Below are 17,204 nucleotides of genomic sequence, written 5' to 3'. Positions count from 1 at the left end.
TTAAAGATCTATCCCTTTGGGTAGGTCTTTTTGTGATTACAAAAAAGCCAAATCCGATTGGATCTGGCTTGTAACTGATAGGTTTATTTTGCTGCGAAGACACTGACTGAACCCGCTGCTACTGGAAATTCTCCATAACCTTCAGCATTGATTGTAACTTGTGCTGGATGATTTTCAAGGAGGTCAACAAAGGTTTGGTCAGCCCATTCTTGACCAACAAACATAGCCTTGCTGTTTTCTTGGTCATTTGAGATAAGGACAGCGATTGGGGATTGGTTTTCAGCGCCTGAACGTACCCATCCGATACAGTTGGCATCGTCAAAGTAGTCTGTTTGCTCTCCATAGGCCCTGTCTTTTCGGATGGCTAGGAGACGGTCAAGAACTTCTCTGAAATCTTGTTGAGCAAATTGCCCTGAAATGCCGTAATAATCTCCGTAAAAGACACATGGAAGACCTTGCTCACGAAGAAGGATGAGCGCATAGGCTGCTGGTTTGAACCATTCTTCAACAGTAGACTCAAGGGCTTGTCCTCTTTGAGTATCATGGTTGTCAACGAAAGTGACAGCCTTGTCAGGCTTGAGTTCAACCAAGCTATCTGTGAAAATGCCACGAAGGTCATAATTTGCTCCAGCCTGACTAGCTTCAAAGAGGTTTTGGTGGAGGCGAACATCGACAAGGTCAAAACGTTCCTCTGTTTTTTCAAGGTAGTCTAGATTGGATTCCTTGTCTGGGTTCCAAAATTCACCAAAAACATAGAAATCTTCTCCATATTTTTCCTTCATATCACGGATGAAATTACCCATAAAGAAGGAGTCAATGTGTTTAACGGCATCCAAGCGGAAACCAGCTACACCAGTCGTTTCCATGAACCAGTCAGCCCAGTCATAGATGTTTTGGATGACTTCAGGATGCTTAAAGTCTAGGTCAGCATACATGAGGTAGTCGTAGTTACCGTTTTCGTTATCGACCAATTCCTCATTTGCCCAGCCCTTGTTGTCCCCTTGGATCAGGTAAATGCCAGACTTACGGCGCTTAGCATCGTAGTCTGTACCTGTGAAGTGGTACCAGTGCCAGTGGAAGTCATTGTAGGTGTCTTGGCGACCATCGAAGGTAAAGTGAGTCCAGCCATTGATAGTAAAGGGCTCGCTTAGTTGAACGGTACGATCCTCAGGGTCCACTTCAATAACCTGAAAGGCTTCCATATGATCGGCAGCAGCCTTGTGATTGAGCACCACATCGGCCATAGGTTGAATTCTTTGTGCTTTTAGGGCTTGAATGGCTTGAAGATAGTCTTCTTTAAACCCATACTTGGTACGGACAGTTCCTTTTTGCTGAAATTCTCCTAGGTCAAAAAGATCGTAAACACCATAGCCGACATCTTTTTCGTTGGTTGCCTTGAAGGCAGGTGGCATCCAGACATGGCTGATACCAAGGTTTGCTAGGTGCTCTGCGTCATTTGTCAGTCGAGCCCAGTGTTGGCCGTCGTGAGGCAGATACCATTCAAAGTATTGCATAAGTGTCTGATTTTGCATTGTTTTTCCTCTTGCTTATCAATGTTGTGTTTTATTCTACCATAAAGTTTAGAACTAGGCAAACGTTTGCGCAAGATTCTATACTCATTTCTGAAATTGTCTATTTTTAGCGAATAGAATCTCTCTTTCCATCACAAGGGAAAGGATGTTTTGGTGGAAAAGTAAATGGAATAAACTTAATTTAAACAAAAATGACACTCAGTAAACTAAAGTACAAATGGTTAAACGGTTTCTTTTTTGAGAATTGTCACAAAATTTGCTATAATAGTAGCTATGAATAGAATTAGGGTCAGCAGACGTGTTGAAAAAAAGCTAGCTAAGGGTCTAGTTCTTTTGGAAGCAAGTGATTTAACAGATATTGATCTGACGGATCAGGCAGTAGAAGTTCTTAGTCAAGACGGGAAGTTTTTAGGGAGTGCCTATCTTTCTCAGCAGAACAAGGGCATTGGCTGGTTGGTCAGCAAGGAAAAGGTTGGTTTCAACCAATCCTTCTTTGAATCTCTGTTTCGTAAGGCCAAGGAAGCTAGAAAGCCTTATTATCAAGATGACTTGACTACTGCCTTTCGCCTTTTTAACCAAGAGGGGGATGGTTTTGGTGGTCTGACTGTTGATTTCTATGGAGATTATGCTGTCTTTTCTTGGTACAATTCCTTTGTTTACCAGATTCGTGTGCTGATCATAAATGCTTTTAAGGAAGTTTTCCCTGAGGTCTTGGGGGCTTATGAAAAGATTCGTTTTAAAGGTCTAGACTACGAGTCTGCCTATGTTTATGGTGAGGAAGCGCCAGATTACTTTACTGTTCTTGAGAATGGCGTGCTCTATCAAGTCTTTATGAATGATGGCTTGATGACCGGGATTTTCCTAGACCAGCATGAGGTTCGTGGGAGTCTGGTTGACGGCCTAGCTATGGGCAAATCCTTGCTCAATATGTTTTCCTATACGGCTGCCTTTTCAGTTGCTGCAGCTATGGGAGGCGCTAGTGAGACGACTTCTGTCGACTTGGCTAAACGATCTAGAGAGCTGTCAGAAGCTCATTTTCAGGCAAATGGACTTAGCACGGACAATCATCGTTTTATTGTCATGGATGTCTTTGAGTACTTCAAGTATGCTAAGCGAAAAGGCTTATCCTATGATGTGATTGTTCTTGATCCGCCTAGCTTTGCCCGCAATAAAAAACAAACATTCTCTGTAGCTAAGGACTATCACAAGTTGATTTCCCAGAGTCTAGAGATTTTAAATCCGGGGGGCATTATCATTGCCAGTACTAATGCTGCCAATGTTTCCCGCCAGAAATTTACAGAACAAATTGATAAAGGTTTTGCAGGAAGAAAATATCAAATTTTAAACCAATATGATCTTCCAGCAGACTTTGCCTATAATAAAAAAGATGAAAGCAGTAATTACCTCAAGGTGATTAGTATGAAGGTTAGTAGATGAAATTAATCGTTTCAGTAATGCCAAGAAGTTTGGAAGAAGCGCAAGAACTGGATGCCACTAGGTATGAAGATGCCGATATCATTGAGTGGCGTGCGGACTTTCTTACAAAGGACGCTATTTTACAGGTAGCACCCGCTATCTTTGAAAAATTTGCAGGACGCGAACTTGTCTTTACCCTTCGGACCCGCGCTGAGGGAGGAGAAATCGAACTTTCCTCAGAAGAGTATGTTCAAATCATCAAGGAAGTTACTCAGCTCTATCAGCCGGATTATGTAGATTTTGAGTATTTCAGCTACAAGGACGTTTTTGATGAAATGTTGGATTTTCCAAATCTCGTATTGAGCTATCATAATTTCCAGGAGACACCTGAAAATATGATGGAGATTTTGTCTGAGTTAACCAGTCTCTCTCCGAAAGTGGTCAAGGTATCAGTTATGGCCCATACGGAGCAGGATGTTTTAGATCTGATGAACTACACACGAGGATTTAAGACACTCAATCCTGAGCAAGAGTACGTGACCATTTCCATGGGGAAAATGGGCAAGGTATCACGCATTACTTCAGATGTGACGGGTTCAAGTTGGTCATTTGCTAGTCTGGATGAAGCGAGTGCCCCAGGTCAGATTTCGCTATCAAACATGAAGAAAATCAGGGAGATTTTGGATGAAGCTTGATGGCTACACACGTATGGCAGCTGTTGTTGCAAATCCCATCAAACACTCTATTTCACCCTTTATTCACAATAGGGCCTTTGAGGCGACAGCTATTAATGGTGCCTATGTAGCTTGGGAGATTGAAGCGGGTGATTTGGCAGAAACAGTCGCCAATATTCGCCGTTACCAGATGTTTGGCATCAACCTGTCTATGCCTTACAAGGAGCAAGTGATTCCTTATCTGGATGAGTTGAGTGATGAGGCTCGTTTGATTGGGGCGGTCAACACCGTTGTCAATCATAATGGCAATTTAATTGGATATAATACAGATGGCAAGGGATTCTTTAAGAGCTTGCCTTCTTTTACAATTTCAGGTAAAAAGATGACCATGCTAGGAGCAGGTGGAGCAGCCAAGGCTATTTTGGCACAGGCTATTTTGGATGGCGCCAGTCAGATTTCGGTTTTTGTTCGTTCAGTTTCCATGGAAAAAACAAGACCTTACCTAGACAAGTTACAGGTGCAAACAGGATTTAAAGTGCACTTGTACGCTTTAGAAGATGCTTCTGAACTGCAATCAAGGATTGCTGAGTCGGACCTGCTCGTCAATTCGACTAGTGTGGGCATGGATGGCAAATCATCCCCAGTTCCTGAAAGCATAGTCTTACCAGAAACTCTATTGGTGGCAGATATTATTTACCAACCCTTTGAGACCCCATTTTTGAAATGGGCTAGAAGCCAGAGAAATCCAGCTGTCAATGGTCTAGGAATGTTGCTCTATCAAGCTGCTGAAGCTTTTCAACTGTGGACAGGAAAAGAAATGCCGACTGAAGAGATTTGGCAGTCCTTAACAGAAAAATATAAATAATGAAAAGGAGACCCTACTATGAAAATCAGAATCGATATTCCGCATCATCCTTATGATATTCAGATTGAAAAAGGTTGTCTAGCTCAGGCTGGTCAATGGTTGCGAGAACTCTGGCAACCTCAAAAAGTGGTTATTGTAACCGACAACCATGTAGCTTCTCTCTATGCAGAGAAGGTTAAACTCAGCCTAGAAGATGCTGGTTTTCAGGTAGCTGTTTTTGACTTTTTAGAAGGCGAAGAACGAAAAAATTTAACAACTGTTCAGAAAGTCTATGAATTTCTAGTCAAGCAGGGGTTGACTCGTAGCGATGGGATTGTGGCTCTTGGTGGAGGTGTTGTTGGGGATCTGGCTGGTTTTGTAGCCTCTACCTATATGCGGGGCATTCACTTTGTTCAGATTCCGACTAGTTTGACTGCCCAGGTTGATTCTTCTATCGGTGGAAAGACGGGTGTCAATACTCCTTTTGCTAAAAATATGGTGGGTACCTTTGCTCAACCAGATGGGGTTCTGATTGATCCGCTTGTCCTTGAAACGCTTGGAAAAAGAGAGTTGATTGAAGGAATGGGTGAGGTTATCAAGTACGGCTTGATTGAGGATCCAGAACTGTGGGCTCTCTTAACGGACCTGGATGGTTCTGTTGAGAGTATACTGGAACATGCGGAGACTTTGATTGAACATTCTTGTCAGGTGAAGCGCAAGATGGTGGTCGAGGATGAGTTGGATAACGGTGTTCGGCTTTACCTCAACTTTGGACACACTATTGGCCACGCCCTTGAAGCAACAGCTGGTTACGGCAAGGTCATGCATGGTGAGGCTGTGGCTATGGGCATGGTTCAGATTTCCAAGGTTGCTGAGGGAAAAGGACTCATGCCAGAAGGAATAACCCAGTCCATCAAAGAGATGTGCCAGAAATTTGGTTTGCCTGTTGACTATGAAAACTGGGATGTTGACAAGCTTTATCAGGCTTTGACTCATGACAAGAAGGCACGTGGCAACACCTTGAAATTGGTCTTGGTACCAGAGCTTGGTTCAGCGACCATTCACCCAGTTTCTCTGGAAGAGATGAAAGACTACTTGGTAAAATAAGGAGAACGTATGAGATATTTAACTGCAGGAGAATCACATGGTCCTCGATTGACGGCTATCATTGAAGGAATTCCAGCTGGACTTCCTTTGACAGCTGAGGATATTAATGGAGACCTTAAACGCCGTCAGGGTGGTTACGGTCGTGGTGGTCGTATGAAGATTGAGAGTGATCAGGTTGTCTTTACATCGGGCGTTCGCCACGGGAAAACAACAGGGGCTCCTATTACCATGGATGTCATCAATAAGGACCATCAGAAATGGCTAGATATCATGTCTGCGGAGGACATTGAAGACCGCCTCAAAAGCAAGCGGAAAATCACCCATCCTCGTCCAGGTCACGCCGACTTGGTAGGGGGCATCAAGTACCGTTTTGATGATTTGAGAAATTCCTTGGAGAGGTCATCTGCCCGTGAAACCACCATGCGAGTGGCTGTTGGGGCAGTAGCCAAACGACTTTTGGCTGAGCTAAATATGGAGATTGCCAACCATGTCGTGGTCTTTGGTGGCAAGGAAATCGATGTACCTGAAAATCTGACAGTGGCTGAGATTAAGGAACGAGCTGCCCAGTCTGAAGTTTCTATTGTCAACCAAGAGCGGGAACAGGAAATCAAGGACTATATTGACCAAATCAAACGTGACGGTGATACCATCGGTGGGGTTGTAGAGACAGTCGTCGGAGGCGTTCCAGTTGGCCTTGGCTCCTATGTCCAATGGGACAGAAAATTGGATGCGCGATTGGCCCAAGCAGTTGTTTCTATCAATGCCTTTAAAGGGGTGGAATTTGGTCTTGGATTTGAAGCTGGTTACCGCAAAGGCAGCCAAGTTATGGATGAAATTCTCTGGTCTAAAGAAGACGGCTATACTCGTCGTACCAATAATCTAGGTGGTTTTGAAGGTGGTATGACCAATGGGCAACCAATTGTTGTTCGTGGAGTTATGAAACCCATTCCCACTCTTTACAAACCACTTATGAGTGTGGATATCGAAACCCACGAACCTTACAAGGCAACCGTGGAGAGAAGTGATCCGACCGCTCTGCCAGCAGCTGGGGTAGTCATGGAAGCTGTTGTAGCAACGGTTCTGGCGCAAGAAATCCTTGAAAAATTTTCATCGGACAACCTAGAGGAATTAAAAGAAGCGGTAACCAAACACCGTGAGTATACAAAGAACTATTAAGGAGTTCCTATGGCAAAAACCATCTATATCGCAGGTCTCGGTTTGATTGGTGCCTCGATGGCGCTTGGTATCAAACGCGATCATCCTGATTATGAAATTCTAGGTTATAATCGCAGTCAGGCTTCTAGAGATATTGCCTTGGAGCGGGGGATGATTGACCGTGCGACGGATGATTTTGCTAGTTTCGCTCCTCTAGCAGATGTTATCATTCTGACCTTGCCAATCAAACAGACCATTGCTTTTATTAAGGAGCTGGCAAACTTAGACTTGAAGGAAGGCATCATTATCTCAGATGCAGGCTCAACCAAGTCAGCCATTGTAGATGTGGCGGAGCAGTATTTGGTTGGCAAGCCTGTCCGCTTTGTCGGGGCCCATCCCATGGCTGGTAGCCACAAGACAGGAGCTGCCTCTGCCGATGTTAATCTCTTTGAAAATGCCTACTATATCTTTACTCCATCTAGTTTGACTAGTTCAGACACGCTTGAGGAAATGAAGGACCTACTTTCAGGTCTCCATGCTCGTTTCATTGAAATTGATGCCAAGGAGCACGATCGAGTAACTTCACAGATTAGCCATTTTCCCCATATCTTGGCATCAGGTCTCATGGAGCAGACAGCAGTTTATGCTCAAGAACATGAGATGGCAAGACGCTTTGCGGCGGGTGGTTTTCGAGATATGACTCGGATTGCGGAAAGCGAGCCAGGTATGTGGACTTCCATTCTCTTGTCCAATCGTGAGACTATTCTAGATCGAATTGCGGATTTCAAGGAGCGCTTGGAAGCGATTGGTCAGGCCATCAGCAGGGGAGATGAAGAGCAAATCTGGAACTTTTTCAACCAAGCGCGTGCGCAACGACAAGCTATGGAAATCCATAAGCGTGGTGGTGTGGATAGCTCTTACGACCTCTATGTCGATGTTCCCGATGAAGAAGATGTCATCTTGCGAATTTTGGAATTGCTACGTGGGACTTCTTTGGTTAATATCCACATCAACGAAGAAAACCGTGAAGATGTTCACGGTATTCTACAAATTTCCTTTAAAAATGCTCAAGATTTAGAACGAGCTGAACGCTTAATTACAGAAAATACGGACTATACAGTCGTCATCAAATAAGGAGAAAATCATGTCAAATATTTACGATAGTGCAAATGAACTTAGCCGCGGGTTACGCGAATTACCAGAATACAAGGCGGTCAAGGTAGCAAAAGATGCCATCCAAGCTGATGAACAAGCTAGCAAGATTTTTGCAGACTACCTTGCTTTCCAACAAGAAATCCAAGTCATGGCGCAAACGGGACAAATGCCAGACGCCTCTTTCCAAGAAAAGATGCAGTCTTTCAGTAAGCAAATCCAAGAGAACGCTCTTTTGTCAGATTTCTTTGCCAAACAGCAACAATTGTCCATTTACCTTTCGGACATTGAGAAAATTGTCTTTGAACCTGTTTCAGAATTATTGAAATAGTATTTTATCTGTATAAAAGCCAGAAATTTCAGGAATTTCTGGCTTTTTTGTGATAAAATAAGAAAAAGTATTGCAAGTATGAGGTCAACTATGAAACTAAAAACAAACATTCGCCACTTACATGGCAGTATCCGAGTTCCAGGTGACAAGTCTATCAGCCATCGTTCGATTATTTTTGGAAGTTTGGCTGAGGGCGAGACTAAGGTTTATGATATTCTGCGTGGAGAGGATGTGCTTTCAACCATGCAGGTTTTTCGTGATCTTGGTGTAGAAATTGAGGATAAAGATGGGGTTATCACCATTCAAGGTGTTGGCATGGATGGCTTAAAAGCGCCACAAAATGCCTTGGATATGGGGAATTCTGGCACCTCGATTCGCCTGATTTCAGGTGTCCTTGCTGGTGCAGACTTCGAAGTAGAGATGTTCGGAGACGACAGTCTTTCTAAACGTCCTATGGATCGTGTGACGATTCCATTGAAAAAAATGGGGGTTAGCATTTCGGGGCAAACGGAGCGAGACCTGCCCCCTCTTCGCTTAAAAGGGACGAAAAATTTAAAACCGATTCACTATGAGTTGCCAATTGCCTCTGCTCAAGTCAAGTCTGCCTTGATATTTGCAGCCTTGCAGGCTCAGGGGGAGTCCGTTATTATCGAGAAAGAATGTACTCGTAACCACACCGAAGATATGTTGCAACAATTTGGTGGCCATTTAAGTGTAGAAGGCAAGAAAATCACAGTTCAAGGACCACAAAAACTGATCGGACAAAAGGTAGTTGTTCCAGGAGATATTTCCAGTGCAGCCTTTTGGTTGGTCGCTGGTTTGATTGTTCCAAACTCTCGTGTAGTACTGCAGAATGTGGGCATCAATGAAACTCGTACTGGTATTATTGATGTCATTCGCGCCATGGGTGGAAAACTAGAAATAATTGAAATCGATCCTGTCGCTAAATCAGCAACACTGACTGTCGAATCTTCAGACCTCAAAGGAACGGAGATAGGTGGATCCTTGATTCCACGCTTGATTGATGAATTGCCTATTATTGCCCTTCTAGCGACCCAAGCGCAAGGTGTAACGGTCATTAAGGATGCTGAGGAACTCAAGGTAAAGGAAACCGACCGCATTCAAGTGGTGGCAGATGCCTTAAATAGCATGGGAGCGGACATCACTCCTACAGCAGACGGGATGATTATCAAAGGGAAATCAGCCCTTCATGGCGCTAGAGTCAATACGTTTGGTGATCACCGAATTGGAATGATGACAGCTATTGCAGCCCTCTTGGTTGCGGATGGAGAAGTGGAACTTGACCGTGCTGAAGCCATCAATACCAGCTATCCTAGCTTCTTTGATGATTTGGAGAGCTTGATTCATGGCTAAGGTATTACTTGGATTTATGGGGGCAGGCAAGTCGACAATCGCTAGAGGCTTGGACCCAGACTACATCGATATGGATACCTTAATTGAGGAACATTTGGGCATGTCCATTGCGGATTTCTTCGCTGAAAAAGGAGAAGTGGCCTTTCGCCAAGTAGAGTCAGAAGTCCTAGCTGACTTACTAAAAACTGACCGAGTTGTGTCAACTGGCGGAGGGGTTGTCATTTCTCAGCGAAATCGTGACTTGCTTAAAACCAATCCTGATAACATCTACCTAAAAGCAGATTTTGAAACCCTCTACCAACGTATCGCAGCTGATAAGGACAATCAGCGCCCGCTCTTTCTTAACAAAAGTAAGGAAGAACTAGCAGCTATTTTCCATGAAAGACAAGCTTGGTATGAGGAAGTAGCCAGTCGGGTTCTAGATGTGACCAAGTTAAGCCCAGAGGAAATTATAGAGGAACTGAGATGAAAATTGCCTATCTAGGTCCCAAGGGATCTTTTTCGCATCATGTTGTGCAGACAGCTTTTCCCAAAGAGAAATTGCAGGCTTTTGCCAATATCACAGATGTCATCAAGGCCTATGAACAGGGCTTGGTGGACTATTCTGTGGTACCAGTTGAAAACTCCATTGAAGGTAGTGTCCATGAAAGTTTGGATTACCTTTTTCACCAGGCTCGCATCCAAGCAGTTGCAGAAATCGTTCAGCCCATTCACCAGCAGTTGATGGTGGTTCCAGGTCAGTCAAAAATTGAGAAAATTTTTTCTCATCCTCAGGCTCTGGCTCAAGGAAAGAAATTCATCGACAAACACTATCCAGAGGCTAAAATCGAGGTAACCGCCAGTACCGCCTATGCGGCCCGCTTTATTTCGGAACATCCAGATCAGCCTTATGCAGCCATTGCTCCTAGAAGTTCAGCTGAAGAATATGGCTTGGAATTGATTGCAGAGGATATTCAGGAAATGGAAGCCAATTTCACACGTTTTTGGGTGTTAGGGGCAGAGATACCGAAGATTCCTTTGAACTCACAAGCTGAAAAAATGAGTTTGGCCTTGACCTTACCAGACAACCTACCTGGTGCTCTTTACAAGGCACTTTCGACCTTTGCTTGGAGAGGGATTGACTTAACAAAGATTGAAAGTCGCCCCCTTAAAACAGCCTTGGGAGAATACTTTTTCATTATCGATGTAGACTATAGTGACAAAGAACTGGTTCATTTTGCAAGACAAGAACTAGAAGCTATTGGAATCCAGCACAAGATCCTGGGAACCTACCCGATTTTTACCATAACTGATATAGAAAAGGAGAGTCAATGAGCAAAGAAAATCCTTTAAGTCATCACGAGCAGTTACGTTATGACTATCTCTTCAAAAATATTCATTACCTCAACGACCGTGAACGGAGGGAGTTTGATTATCTGCAACAGAAAATGGCAGGTCCCAAGTCGGAAGTTCACCATTTCTACCAAGAAGAAAAAGAAGAATCTTGGGGTAGAGATATTGATCTTCCGACTTATGGCAGTAGAAGTCGATCTAAGAAACGTGAAAAGGTAACTCCTCAACCTGAAGTCAAAAAGAAAAAAAGAAGAATTCGCTTCAAACGAATACTGACTTGGTTCCTGCTGTTGATTACTTGTGTGCTTGCAGGGATGATTTTCATGTTTCTTCGAGGGTTCCAGTCAGCAGCCAATCCAACAAATAAACCAGCTTACGCCAAGGCAGCTCAAGTAGAGGTCTTTAACGGTCAGGATACCAAAGATGGTGTGAATATCCTAGTCATGGGGACAGATGGCCGTATCGGTCAAAATAGTGCGGAAACCCGTACTGACACGATCATGGTACTGAATGTCAGTGGATCGGATAAGAAGATTAAACTAGTCAGCTTTATGCGTGACAATTTAGTTTATATCGACGGGTATAGTAAGATTGTAAATGGCCAGAAACAGACGGATAACAAACTAAATGTTGCTTATGAACTTGGGGAACAAGAAGGGCAAAAGGGGGCTGAAATGGTCCGCAAGGTTCTAAAAGACAACTTTGATTTGGATATTAAGTACTATGCCCTGGTCGACTTCCAGGCCTTTGCAACAGCTATTGATACCCTCTTCCCTGACGGAGTAACGATTGATGCCCAATTCTCAACATTGAATGGTCAACCTTTAACAGAAGCGACAGTTGGAGATGACCTTCATGCAACAGAGACAGAGTCCCCAACTCAAACCATTAAAGTTGGAAAACAGCAGATGAATGGCTCCACCTTGCTGAACTATGCTCGCTTCCGTGATGATGATGAGGGAGACTATGGCCGTACCAAACGTCAGCAACAAGTCATGTCAGCAGTTCTTGAGCAAATCAAAGATCCAACCAAGCTCTTTACGGGATCAGAGGCACTTGGAAAAGTCTTTGGAATGACTTCAACAAATCTACCATATAGCTTCTTGTTGACCAATGGCTTATCTGTCCTAGAAGGTGCTCAAAATGGCATTGAAAGACTTACCGTTCCAGAACTTGGTGACTGGGTAGATGCTTATGATATCTACGGCGGACAAGGTCTTCTGGTCGATCAAAATAAATACCAGACCAAACTCGCCCAAATGGGAATGAGATAGAATGCTATAAAAAAATCAAAGTTTGAATCACCAGTAAAAAAGTGGTTTAGGCTTTGATTTTTCTTAGTATCTGATGGATTTTTAGGGCTTTTTTATGGTATAATAAAATGATATAACTCGTTATTGGACAGAAGAGGAGAGACATGAGTGATTTGAAAGCGATTCAGGCTCGTAGTCTGGAAATGGCTGAATATTTCGTCGCATTTTGTAAAGAACATGATTTGTTGTGCTATCTCTGTGGAGGAGGAGCTATTGGTGCCCTTCGTAACAAAGGTTTCATTCCTTGGGATGATGATTTAGACTTTTTCATGCCACGTGAAGACTATGAAAAATTAGCAGAACTGTGGCCACGTTATGCAGACGAGCGTTATTTCTTGTCAAAGAGTAACAAAGATTTTGTAGACCGTAACCTTTTTATTACCATTCGTGATAAGGAAACCACTTGTATCAAGCCTTATCAGAAGGATTTGGATTTGCCACACGGTTTGGCCTTGGATGTTTTACCTTTAGATTATTATCCTAAAAAACCAGCTGAGCGTAAGAAGCAGGTTCGTTGGGCCCTGATTTATTCACTCTTTTGTGCGCAAACTATCCCAGAAAAGCATGGTGCAGTCATGAAATGGGGAAGTCGTATCTTACTCGGCCTGACTCCAAAATCTCTACGTTATCGCATTTGGAAAAAAGCTGAAAAAGAAATGACCAAGTATGGTCTGGCTGAGAGCGATGGAATTACGGAATTATGCTCAGGTCCCGGCTACATGCGAAACAAATACCCAATCGCATCCTTTGAGGACAATCTTTTCTTGCCATTTGAAGGAACTGAGATGCCCATCCCAGTCGGCTATGATGCCTATCTCAGCACTGCTTTTGGGGACTATATGACACCGCCACCAGCAGACAAGCAAGTACCGCATCATGATGCTATTATAGCAGACATGGACAAGAGCTACACAGAGTACAAGGGAGAATATGGAGCATGATGGGAGAAAAAATAAGCGTTATCGTTCCGGTCTACAATGTAGAAGCCTATCTGGAGCGATGTGTGGAGTCGATTCTTCAACAGACTTATGCCCATTTTGAGTTAATCCTAATCAACGATGGTTCTACTGATTCTAGTGGACAGATCTGTGATCACTTAGCATCTCAGTATGAGAATATCAAGGTTTATCATATCGAAAATTCTGGTGTTTCAAATGCTAGAAATATGGGAATTCAGCTAGCGACGGGTTCTTGGGTTACCTTTATTGATAGCGATGATTTCGTTACCCAGGATTACCTAGCTACTTTAGCAAGTGCAGTTGAAGGGGTGAATGTAGGCTTTGCAATTGCTCCTCTGCACCATATCAAAAACGGCATTGTAACTGATATACCTTCACATTCTGGAAAAACAGAACTCTGGTCAACAGAAGAAACCATGAAGGAACTACTGATGACTACCAGAACGTCATTTTTTCCAGTTGCAAAACTGTTTAAGAGAGACCTGCTTGCGGATGAAAAGTTTAATACAAATTATCACCTAGCTGAAGATGCCTTATTTTTAACTGAATTGCTACTAAAGACAAGATGTAGTTGCGTCTTTATTGACAAACCTGTTTATTATTATGATCATCGTGAGGGAAGTGCAACAACATCTGTTAATCGATATGTATTTGACACAATAGAAGTTTATCAGCAAATAATTGCTCAAGTTTCACAAGCCTTTCCTAATTTGAAATACGAATTAATAAACAGAGAATGTTGGTCGTACATCACAGTTTACGATAAAATTATCTTTACTTCACGTGAAGAGTATCAAAAGGAGAAAGCCGAGCTGAGGACTTGGATTGTTCAGCATCGACGCGAAATATGGAAAGATGCTTATTTCACCACTTTTCGCAAGGTAGCGATCCTTTCACTTGTCATTTCTCCATGGCTATATAAGAAAATTGTTGGATTAAAAAACTAATATCATGAGAAGGAGTTGAAAATGAATTTTTCAAAAATGGATGAATACTTTGAAAAATCAAAACTATGGATTGCGTATCTATTTGTTTTCATTTCGATTTTAAGTATGAGTTCACTGGTTTATAAGATAGCAAATCCCCTCTACAAGGGATTGTCAGCGATTGTAGTGCTTTATATTTGCTATACCTTATTGTTTAAGTGGAAAGAAATCACAGCAGATCGCAAATTTCTATCCTTATTTGGACTCTTAGCTGGAAGTCATCTGCTATCAGCTATTTTCAATCGCTCTGGACATCTGATTGGAAATGTGATTGAAATCCTCTTCATGGTAACTTATGTTTTATTATTTACCATGTTACAATCAGGGCAACTTAAAAAATTATTTGACTGGATTGCCTATACGGTTCAAATTGTATCTTTTTCTTCAGCAATTTTTGCGTTTGGTTTATTGGTAAGCAGAGTCCTTATCCTATTTAAGATTGGCGAACAATCTTATTACTATGGTGTCATGAATGGCCGTCTGTGGGGGATTGTCAATCCAAATGCTAGTGCGATATTTTCATACATTAGCATTATTTTGGCTATGTATTTGATCCATAAAGGAAGTAAATATTCTGTTTATCTTAAACTGAACAATGTGATTCAATTCGTTTACTTCGCAACGATGCAAAGTCGAGGAGCCTTACTTTCTTTACTTCTCATGATTGGACTCTATAGTTTCTTTGCTACTAGAGGAAGTATCGTTAAACGATTCCTCACTTTTATAGTTGCTGGTTTGCTGATTACTGCAACTAATATTGGATTAAGCTATGTAACTTCAATCTATATCTCATCTGAAACTGCGACTGTCTTAGATTTAAACAAAGGACAATCCTATGCTGAGACAGATTCGTCTGTCACTAAGAAGAACGGTGAGCTCCATCTGATTGAAACAACACCAAGTGGTAGAACCTATATCTGGAAAAATGCCATCAAGATGGGAAGTGCCAAACCAATTTTTGGTTATGGTGTACGAAACGTTCCAGATTATTACGCAGAATATTTCAGTAAATTTGAGATTCAAAACTCCCTTATCGGTGGGAATTTTCATAACATTTTTGTGACCATATTTGTCAGTTCGGGAGTTCTAGGTTTGGTATCCTTCCTTCTTGTACTGGCTTATGTCATCAAGCGCTTTTTAACGTATTTGATTGTTTCCACGAAAAATACTGATAAATTGATCATGATCCTATTCTTTGGTATCTTGTTTGGTCAATTATTTGAAAGTCAGATTATGTATTCAACCAACTTTATTAATATCATCTTCTGGCTAGCAATTGGCTATGGACTCGTAGTCTGCAAACGGGATGAAGGAGTTCGGTACCAAGAAGTAACAGATGTCAATGAAATTCAAGAGATGGAACTTGGAATCATGGAGTATATTCATGAAGTTTGTCAGAAAATTGGAGTCAAGTATTTCTTAGCATATGGAAGTCTAATTGGTGCTGTTCGCCATCAAGGATTTATCCCTTGGGATGATGACATGGATATCTGCATGTTACGAGAAGATTATGAAAAATTGCAAGACTACCTTATCGCTAACCCTGATGAACGTTACGAGGTCATGTCTTATAAAAATAATCTCAACTATGTCTATCCCTTCATGAAAGTGCAGGATAACCATACTTACTTGCTAGAAGAAGATGTTCGCATCGATTCGAATATGGGAATCTATGTAGATATTTTCCCTGTAGATGGCTACGAGGATGACGTAGAATTTAAAAACAAGATGACGAAACTGATAAAGAAACGTCAATTGAGTTGCTACACCTTTAAAGGCATTACCAATACGAAAAGTGTACTGAATTCGCTGCTACGCTATGTGTCAGTTATTATTTTCTATTTCACCAATACGAACAAATACGTTGCCCAGATTGAAGAGCTTGCAAAATCCCGTAAAGTCTCAGATTATGAGCAAGTGGATTATCTTATCTACAAGGATATGAACAAACCAGTGTGGAGACGTGAATGGCTGGAACAAGTTACTACTGGAATATTTGAAGGTAAGGAATTTACCATTCCGAAAAATTATCATGAAATTTTGACCTCAGACTACGGAGACTATATGCAATTGCCACCGGTTGAACAAAGAGTATCTCATCATGATTTTAAATTATGGAAGATTGTTAAAAGGTCTAAATGACGGGATTGGGATTAAGAAACGTTTAAAAATATAGTCAAATTTAGGAGAAAAGAACCTATGTCTGAAAGAACTTTAACTCTTGAAGAAATAAAGCAAGTAGAATTGGATATTTTAAAGTATCTACATGATCTTTGTGAACAACATCAAATCAAATACTTTATTGATTTTGGAACCTTACTAGGAGCTGTACGCCATAAAGGATTTATCCCTTGGGATGATGATACAGATATTTCCTTGGCGCGTGATGAATTTGAAAAACTGTACAAGGTTTTACAAAATGAAAATCATCCCTACTACAAATTGATTTCATTCAGAGAAACAAAGGGATATCCATACAGTTATATGAGAGTCTATGATGTAAGGACTCGTCGAGATGCTAACCTCGTAGACCCAACGGTCGTATTGGGAACTTGCGTTGACATTTTTCCATATGATGGTGTCGTCACAGAGGAAAGTGACCGTAAAAAAATGAAGCTCTACAAATATTTCATTCGCCTTTCTTCTTTGAATTTTAAAGGGATCAAGTCTGAGAATGGTGGACTTAAAAACCTCCCTCGTTATATGGGATCAGCTATTTTCCGCTTAACTTCCCCACAGCTATGGAATCAAAAATTAGAGAGCCTTGCTTTGAAGTATAGTGTAGATCAAGCAACAGATCTTACTTGTACTATCTATGACCCTTATTATCCAAATGGTATAAAAAAAGAATGGCTCTATGATTTGATTGATATGCCTTATGAAAACATTGTGGTCAAGGTTCCGAGAAAATACCATGAAATACTTGTCTACGAATTTGGAGAAAACTATATGACTCCACCGCCTATTGAGCAACAAGTCCCAGGAGGGGATAAAAACTACTGGATTGATTAGATTAGTCAAAGTTGCTT

16 protein-coding genes are annotated in these 17,204 nt (G+C 41.8%); 15 read left to right on the top strand and 1 reads right to left on the bottom strand.

All coding sequences use genetic code 11. From position 1 onward, the window contains the following. Nucleotides 1–83: 83 nt before the first annotated feature. Nucleotides 84–1,532 carry an alpha-amylase gene (locus tag ACORHV_RS05790; RefSeq protein ID WP_434397741.1) on the bottom strand — a complete coding sequence of 483 codons (1,449 nt, stop codon included), beginning with the start codon at nt 1,530–1,532 and terminating at the stop codon, nt 84–86. A 273-nt stretch (nt 1,533–1,805) separates the two neighbouring features. Here ACORHV_RS05790 and ACORHV_RS05785 point away from each other — a divergent pair, with 273 nt between their 5' ends. The 15 genes from ACORHV_RS05785 (at nt 1,806) to ACORHV_RS05715 (ending at nt 17,187) form a co-directional block, all read left to right on the top strand. Continuing rightward, nucleotides 1,806–2,969, top strand: a complete 1,164-nt coding sequence (locus ACORHV_RS05785; RefSeq protein ID WP_434397739.1) for a class I SAM-dependent rRNA methyltransferase — start codon at nt 1,806–1,808, stop codon at nt 2,967–2,969. Continuing rightward, nucleotides 2,966–3,643, top strand: a complete 678-nt coding sequence (gene aroD / locus ACORHV_RS05780; protein ID WP_129313210.1) for a type I 3-dehydroquinate dehydratase — start codon at nt 2,966–2,968, stop codon at nt 3,641–3,643. Before ACORHV_RS05785 ends, aroD begins: the two co-directional genes overlap by 4 nt. Then, nucleotides 3,633–4,487, top strand: a complete 855-nt coding sequence (locus tag ACORHV_RS05775; protein WP_434397736.1) for a shikimate dehydrogenase — start codon at nt 3,633–3,635, stop codon at nt 4,485–4,487. The genes aroD and ACORHV_RS05775 overlap by 11 nt, the downstream gene beginning before the upstream one ends. Before the next feature lie 18 nt (nt 4,488–4,505). Continuing rightward, entirely contained in the window at nt 4,506–5,573 is a 1,068-nt protein-coding gene (gene aroB, locus ACORHV_RS05770) for a 3-dehydroquinate synthase (RefSeq protein WP_247929779.1), read from the top strand. A gap of 9 nt (nt 5,574–5,582) precedes the next feature. Next, nucleotides 5,583–6,749: a chorismate synthase gene (gene aroC / locus ACORHV_RS05765; protein ID WP_001269883.1), complete on the top strand. Its 1,167-nt coding sequence runs from the start codon at nt 5,583–5,585 to the stop codon at nt 6,747–6,749. Nucleotides 6,750–6,758: 9 nt separating this feature from the next. Then, the gene (locus ACORHV_RS05760) at nt 6,759–7,862 is read left to right on the top strand and encodes a prephenate dehydrogenase (protein ID WP_434397734.1); all 1,104 of its coding nucleotides are present in this window, start codon (nt 6,759–6,761) and stop codon (nt 7,860–7,862) included. A 10-nt stretch (nt 7,863–7,872) separates the two neighbouring features. Then, on the top strand, nt 7,873–8,211 hold the full coding sequence (locus ACORHV_RS05755; protein ID WP_044020548.1) for a YlbF/YmcA family competence regulator: 339 nt from the start codon (nt 7,873–7,875) through the stop codon (nt 8,209–8,211). A 90-nt stretch (nt 8,212–8,301) separates the two neighbouring features. Then, a complete protein-coding gene (gene aroA, locus ACORHV_RS05750) occupies nt 8,302–9,585 on the top strand; it encodes a 3-phosphoshikimate 1-carboxyvinyltransferase (protein WP_044020549.1) in 1,284 nt (427 codons plus the stop codon). Beyond that, nucleotides 9,578–10,054 carry a shikimate kinase gene (locus tag ACORHV_RS05745; protein ID WP_044020550.1) on the top strand — a complete coding sequence of 159 codons (477 nt, stop codon included), beginning with the start codon at nt 9,578–9,580 and terminating at the stop codon, nt 10,052–10,054. Before aroA ends, ACORHV_RS05745 begins: the two co-directional genes overlap by 8 nt. Continuing rightward, complete coding sequence (pheA, locus tag ACORHV_RS05740) at nt 10,051–10,899, top strand: prephenate dehydratase (RefSeq protein WP_434397731.1); 849 nt, start codon at nt 10,051–10,053, stop codon at nt 10,897–10,899. Before ACORHV_RS05745 ends, pheA begins: the two co-directional genes overlap by 4 nt. Further along, nucleotides 10,896–12,191: an LCP family protein gene (locus ACORHV_RS05735; protein WP_434397729.1), complete on the top strand. Its 1,296-nt coding sequence runs from the start codon at nt 10,896–10,898 to the stop codon at nt 12,189–12,191. The genes pheA and ACORHV_RS05735 overlap by 4 nt, the downstream gene beginning before the upstream one ends. Before the next feature lie 143 nt (nt 12,192–12,334). Then, a complete protein-coding gene (locus tag ACORHV_RS05730; protein ID WP_434397727.1) occupies nt 12,335–13,171 on the top strand; it encodes a LicD family protein in 837 nt (278 codons plus the stop codon). Then, on the top strand, nt 13,168–14,136 hold the full coding sequence (locus ACORHV_RS05725; RefSeq protein WP_049520682.1) for a glycosyltransferase family 2 protein: 969 nt from the start codon (nt 13,168–13,170) through the stop codon (nt 14,134–14,136). Before ACORHV_RS05730 ends, ACORHV_RS05725 begins: the two co-directional genes overlap by 4 nt. A 21-nt stretch (nt 14,137–14,157) precedes the next feature. Further along, nucleotides 14,158–16,317 carry a LicD family protein gene (locus ACORHV_RS05720; protein WP_434397725.1) on the top strand — a complete coding sequence of 720 codons (2,160 nt, stop codon included), beginning with the start codon at nt 14,158–14,160 and terminating at the stop codon, nt 16,315–16,317. Between the two features lie 57 nt (nt 16,318–16,374). Beyond that, nucleotides 16,375–17,187 carry a LicD family protein gene (locus ACORHV_RS05715; RefSeq protein WP_008292505.1) on the top strand — a complete coding sequence of 271 codons (813 nt, stop codon included), beginning with the start codon at nt 16,375–16,377 and terminating at the stop codon, nt 17,185–17,187. The last annotated feature ends 17 nt before the right edge of the window (nt 17,188–17,204 follow it).

Origin of the sequence: Streptococcus sp. KHUD_016, assembly GCF_051106465.1 — a bacterium.
Taxonomy (GTDB): Bacteria; Bacillota; Bacilli; order Lactobacillales; family Streptococcaceae; genus Streptococcus.
Note: the sequence above shows the minus strand (reverse complement) of the source record. Positions and strands in the feature narration are given on the sequence as shown.

Excerpts from the sequence above, each read along its gene's own strand:
- aroB (WP_247929779.1), top strand. The coding sequence starts at position 4,506 with ATGAAAATCAGAATCGATATTCCGCATCATCCTTATGATATTCAGATT.
- ACORHV_RS05720 (WP_434397725.1), top strand. The coding sequence starts at position 14,158 with ATGAATTTTTCAAAAATGGATGAATACTTTGAAAAATCAAAACTATGG.
- aroD (WP_129313210.1), top strand. The coding sequence starts at position 2,966 with ATGAAATTAATCGTTTCAGTAATGCCAAGAAGTTTGGAAGAAGCGCAA.
- ACORHV_RS05755 (WP_044020548.1), top strand. The coding sequence starts at position 7,873 with ATGTCAAATATTTACGATAGTGCAAATGAACTTAGCCGCGGGTTACGC.
- pheA (WP_434397731.1), top strand. The coding sequence starts at position 10,051 with ATGAAAATTGCCTATCTAGGTCCCAAGGGATCTTTTTCGCATCATGTT.
- ACORHV_RS05735 (WP_434397729.1), top strand. The coding sequence starts at position 10,896 with ATGAGCAAAGAAAATCCTTTAAGTCATCACGAGCAGTTACGTTATGAC.
- ACORHV_RS05730 (WP_434397727.1), top strand. The coding sequence starts at position 12,335 with ATGAGTGATTTGAAAGCGATTCAGGCTCGTAGTCTGGAAATGGCTGAA.
- ACORHV_RS05790 (WP_434397741.1), bottom strand. The coding sequence starts at position 1,532 with ATGCAAAATCAGACACTTATGCAATACTTTGAATGGTATCTGCCTCAC.
- aroC (WP_001269883.1), top strand. The coding sequence starts at position 5,583 with ATGAGATATTTAACTGCAGGAGAATCACATGGTCCTCGATTGACGGCT.
- ACORHV_RS05785 (WP_434397739.1), top strand. The coding sequence starts at position 1,806 with ATGAATAGAATTAGGGTCAGCAGACGTGTTGAAAAAAAGCTAGCTAAG.
- ACORHV_RS05760 (WP_434397734.1), top strand. The coding sequence starts at position 6,759 with ATGGCAAAAACCATCTATATCGCAGGTCTCGGTTTGATTGGTGCCTCG.
- ACORHV_RS05725 (WP_049520682.1), top strand. The coding sequence starts at position 13,168 with ATGATGGGAGAAAAAATAAGCGTTATCGTTCCGGTCTACAATGTAGAA.
- ACORHV_RS05745 (WP_044020550.1), top strand. The coding sequence starts at position 9,578 with ATGGCTAAGGTATTACTTGGATTTATGGGGGCAGGCAAGTCGACAATC.
- ACORHV_RS05775 (WP_434397736.1), top strand. The coding sequence starts at position 3,633 with ATGAAGCTTGATGGCTACACACGTATGGCAGCTGTTGTTGCAAATCCC.
- ACORHV_RS05715 (WP_008292505.1), top strand. The coding sequence starts at position 16,375 with ATGTCTGAAAGAACTTTAACTCTTGAAGAAATAAAGCAAGTAGAATTG.
- aroA (WP_044020549.1), top strand. The coding sequence starts at position 8,302 with ATGAAACTAAAAACAAACATTCGCCACTTACATGGCAGTATCCGAGTT.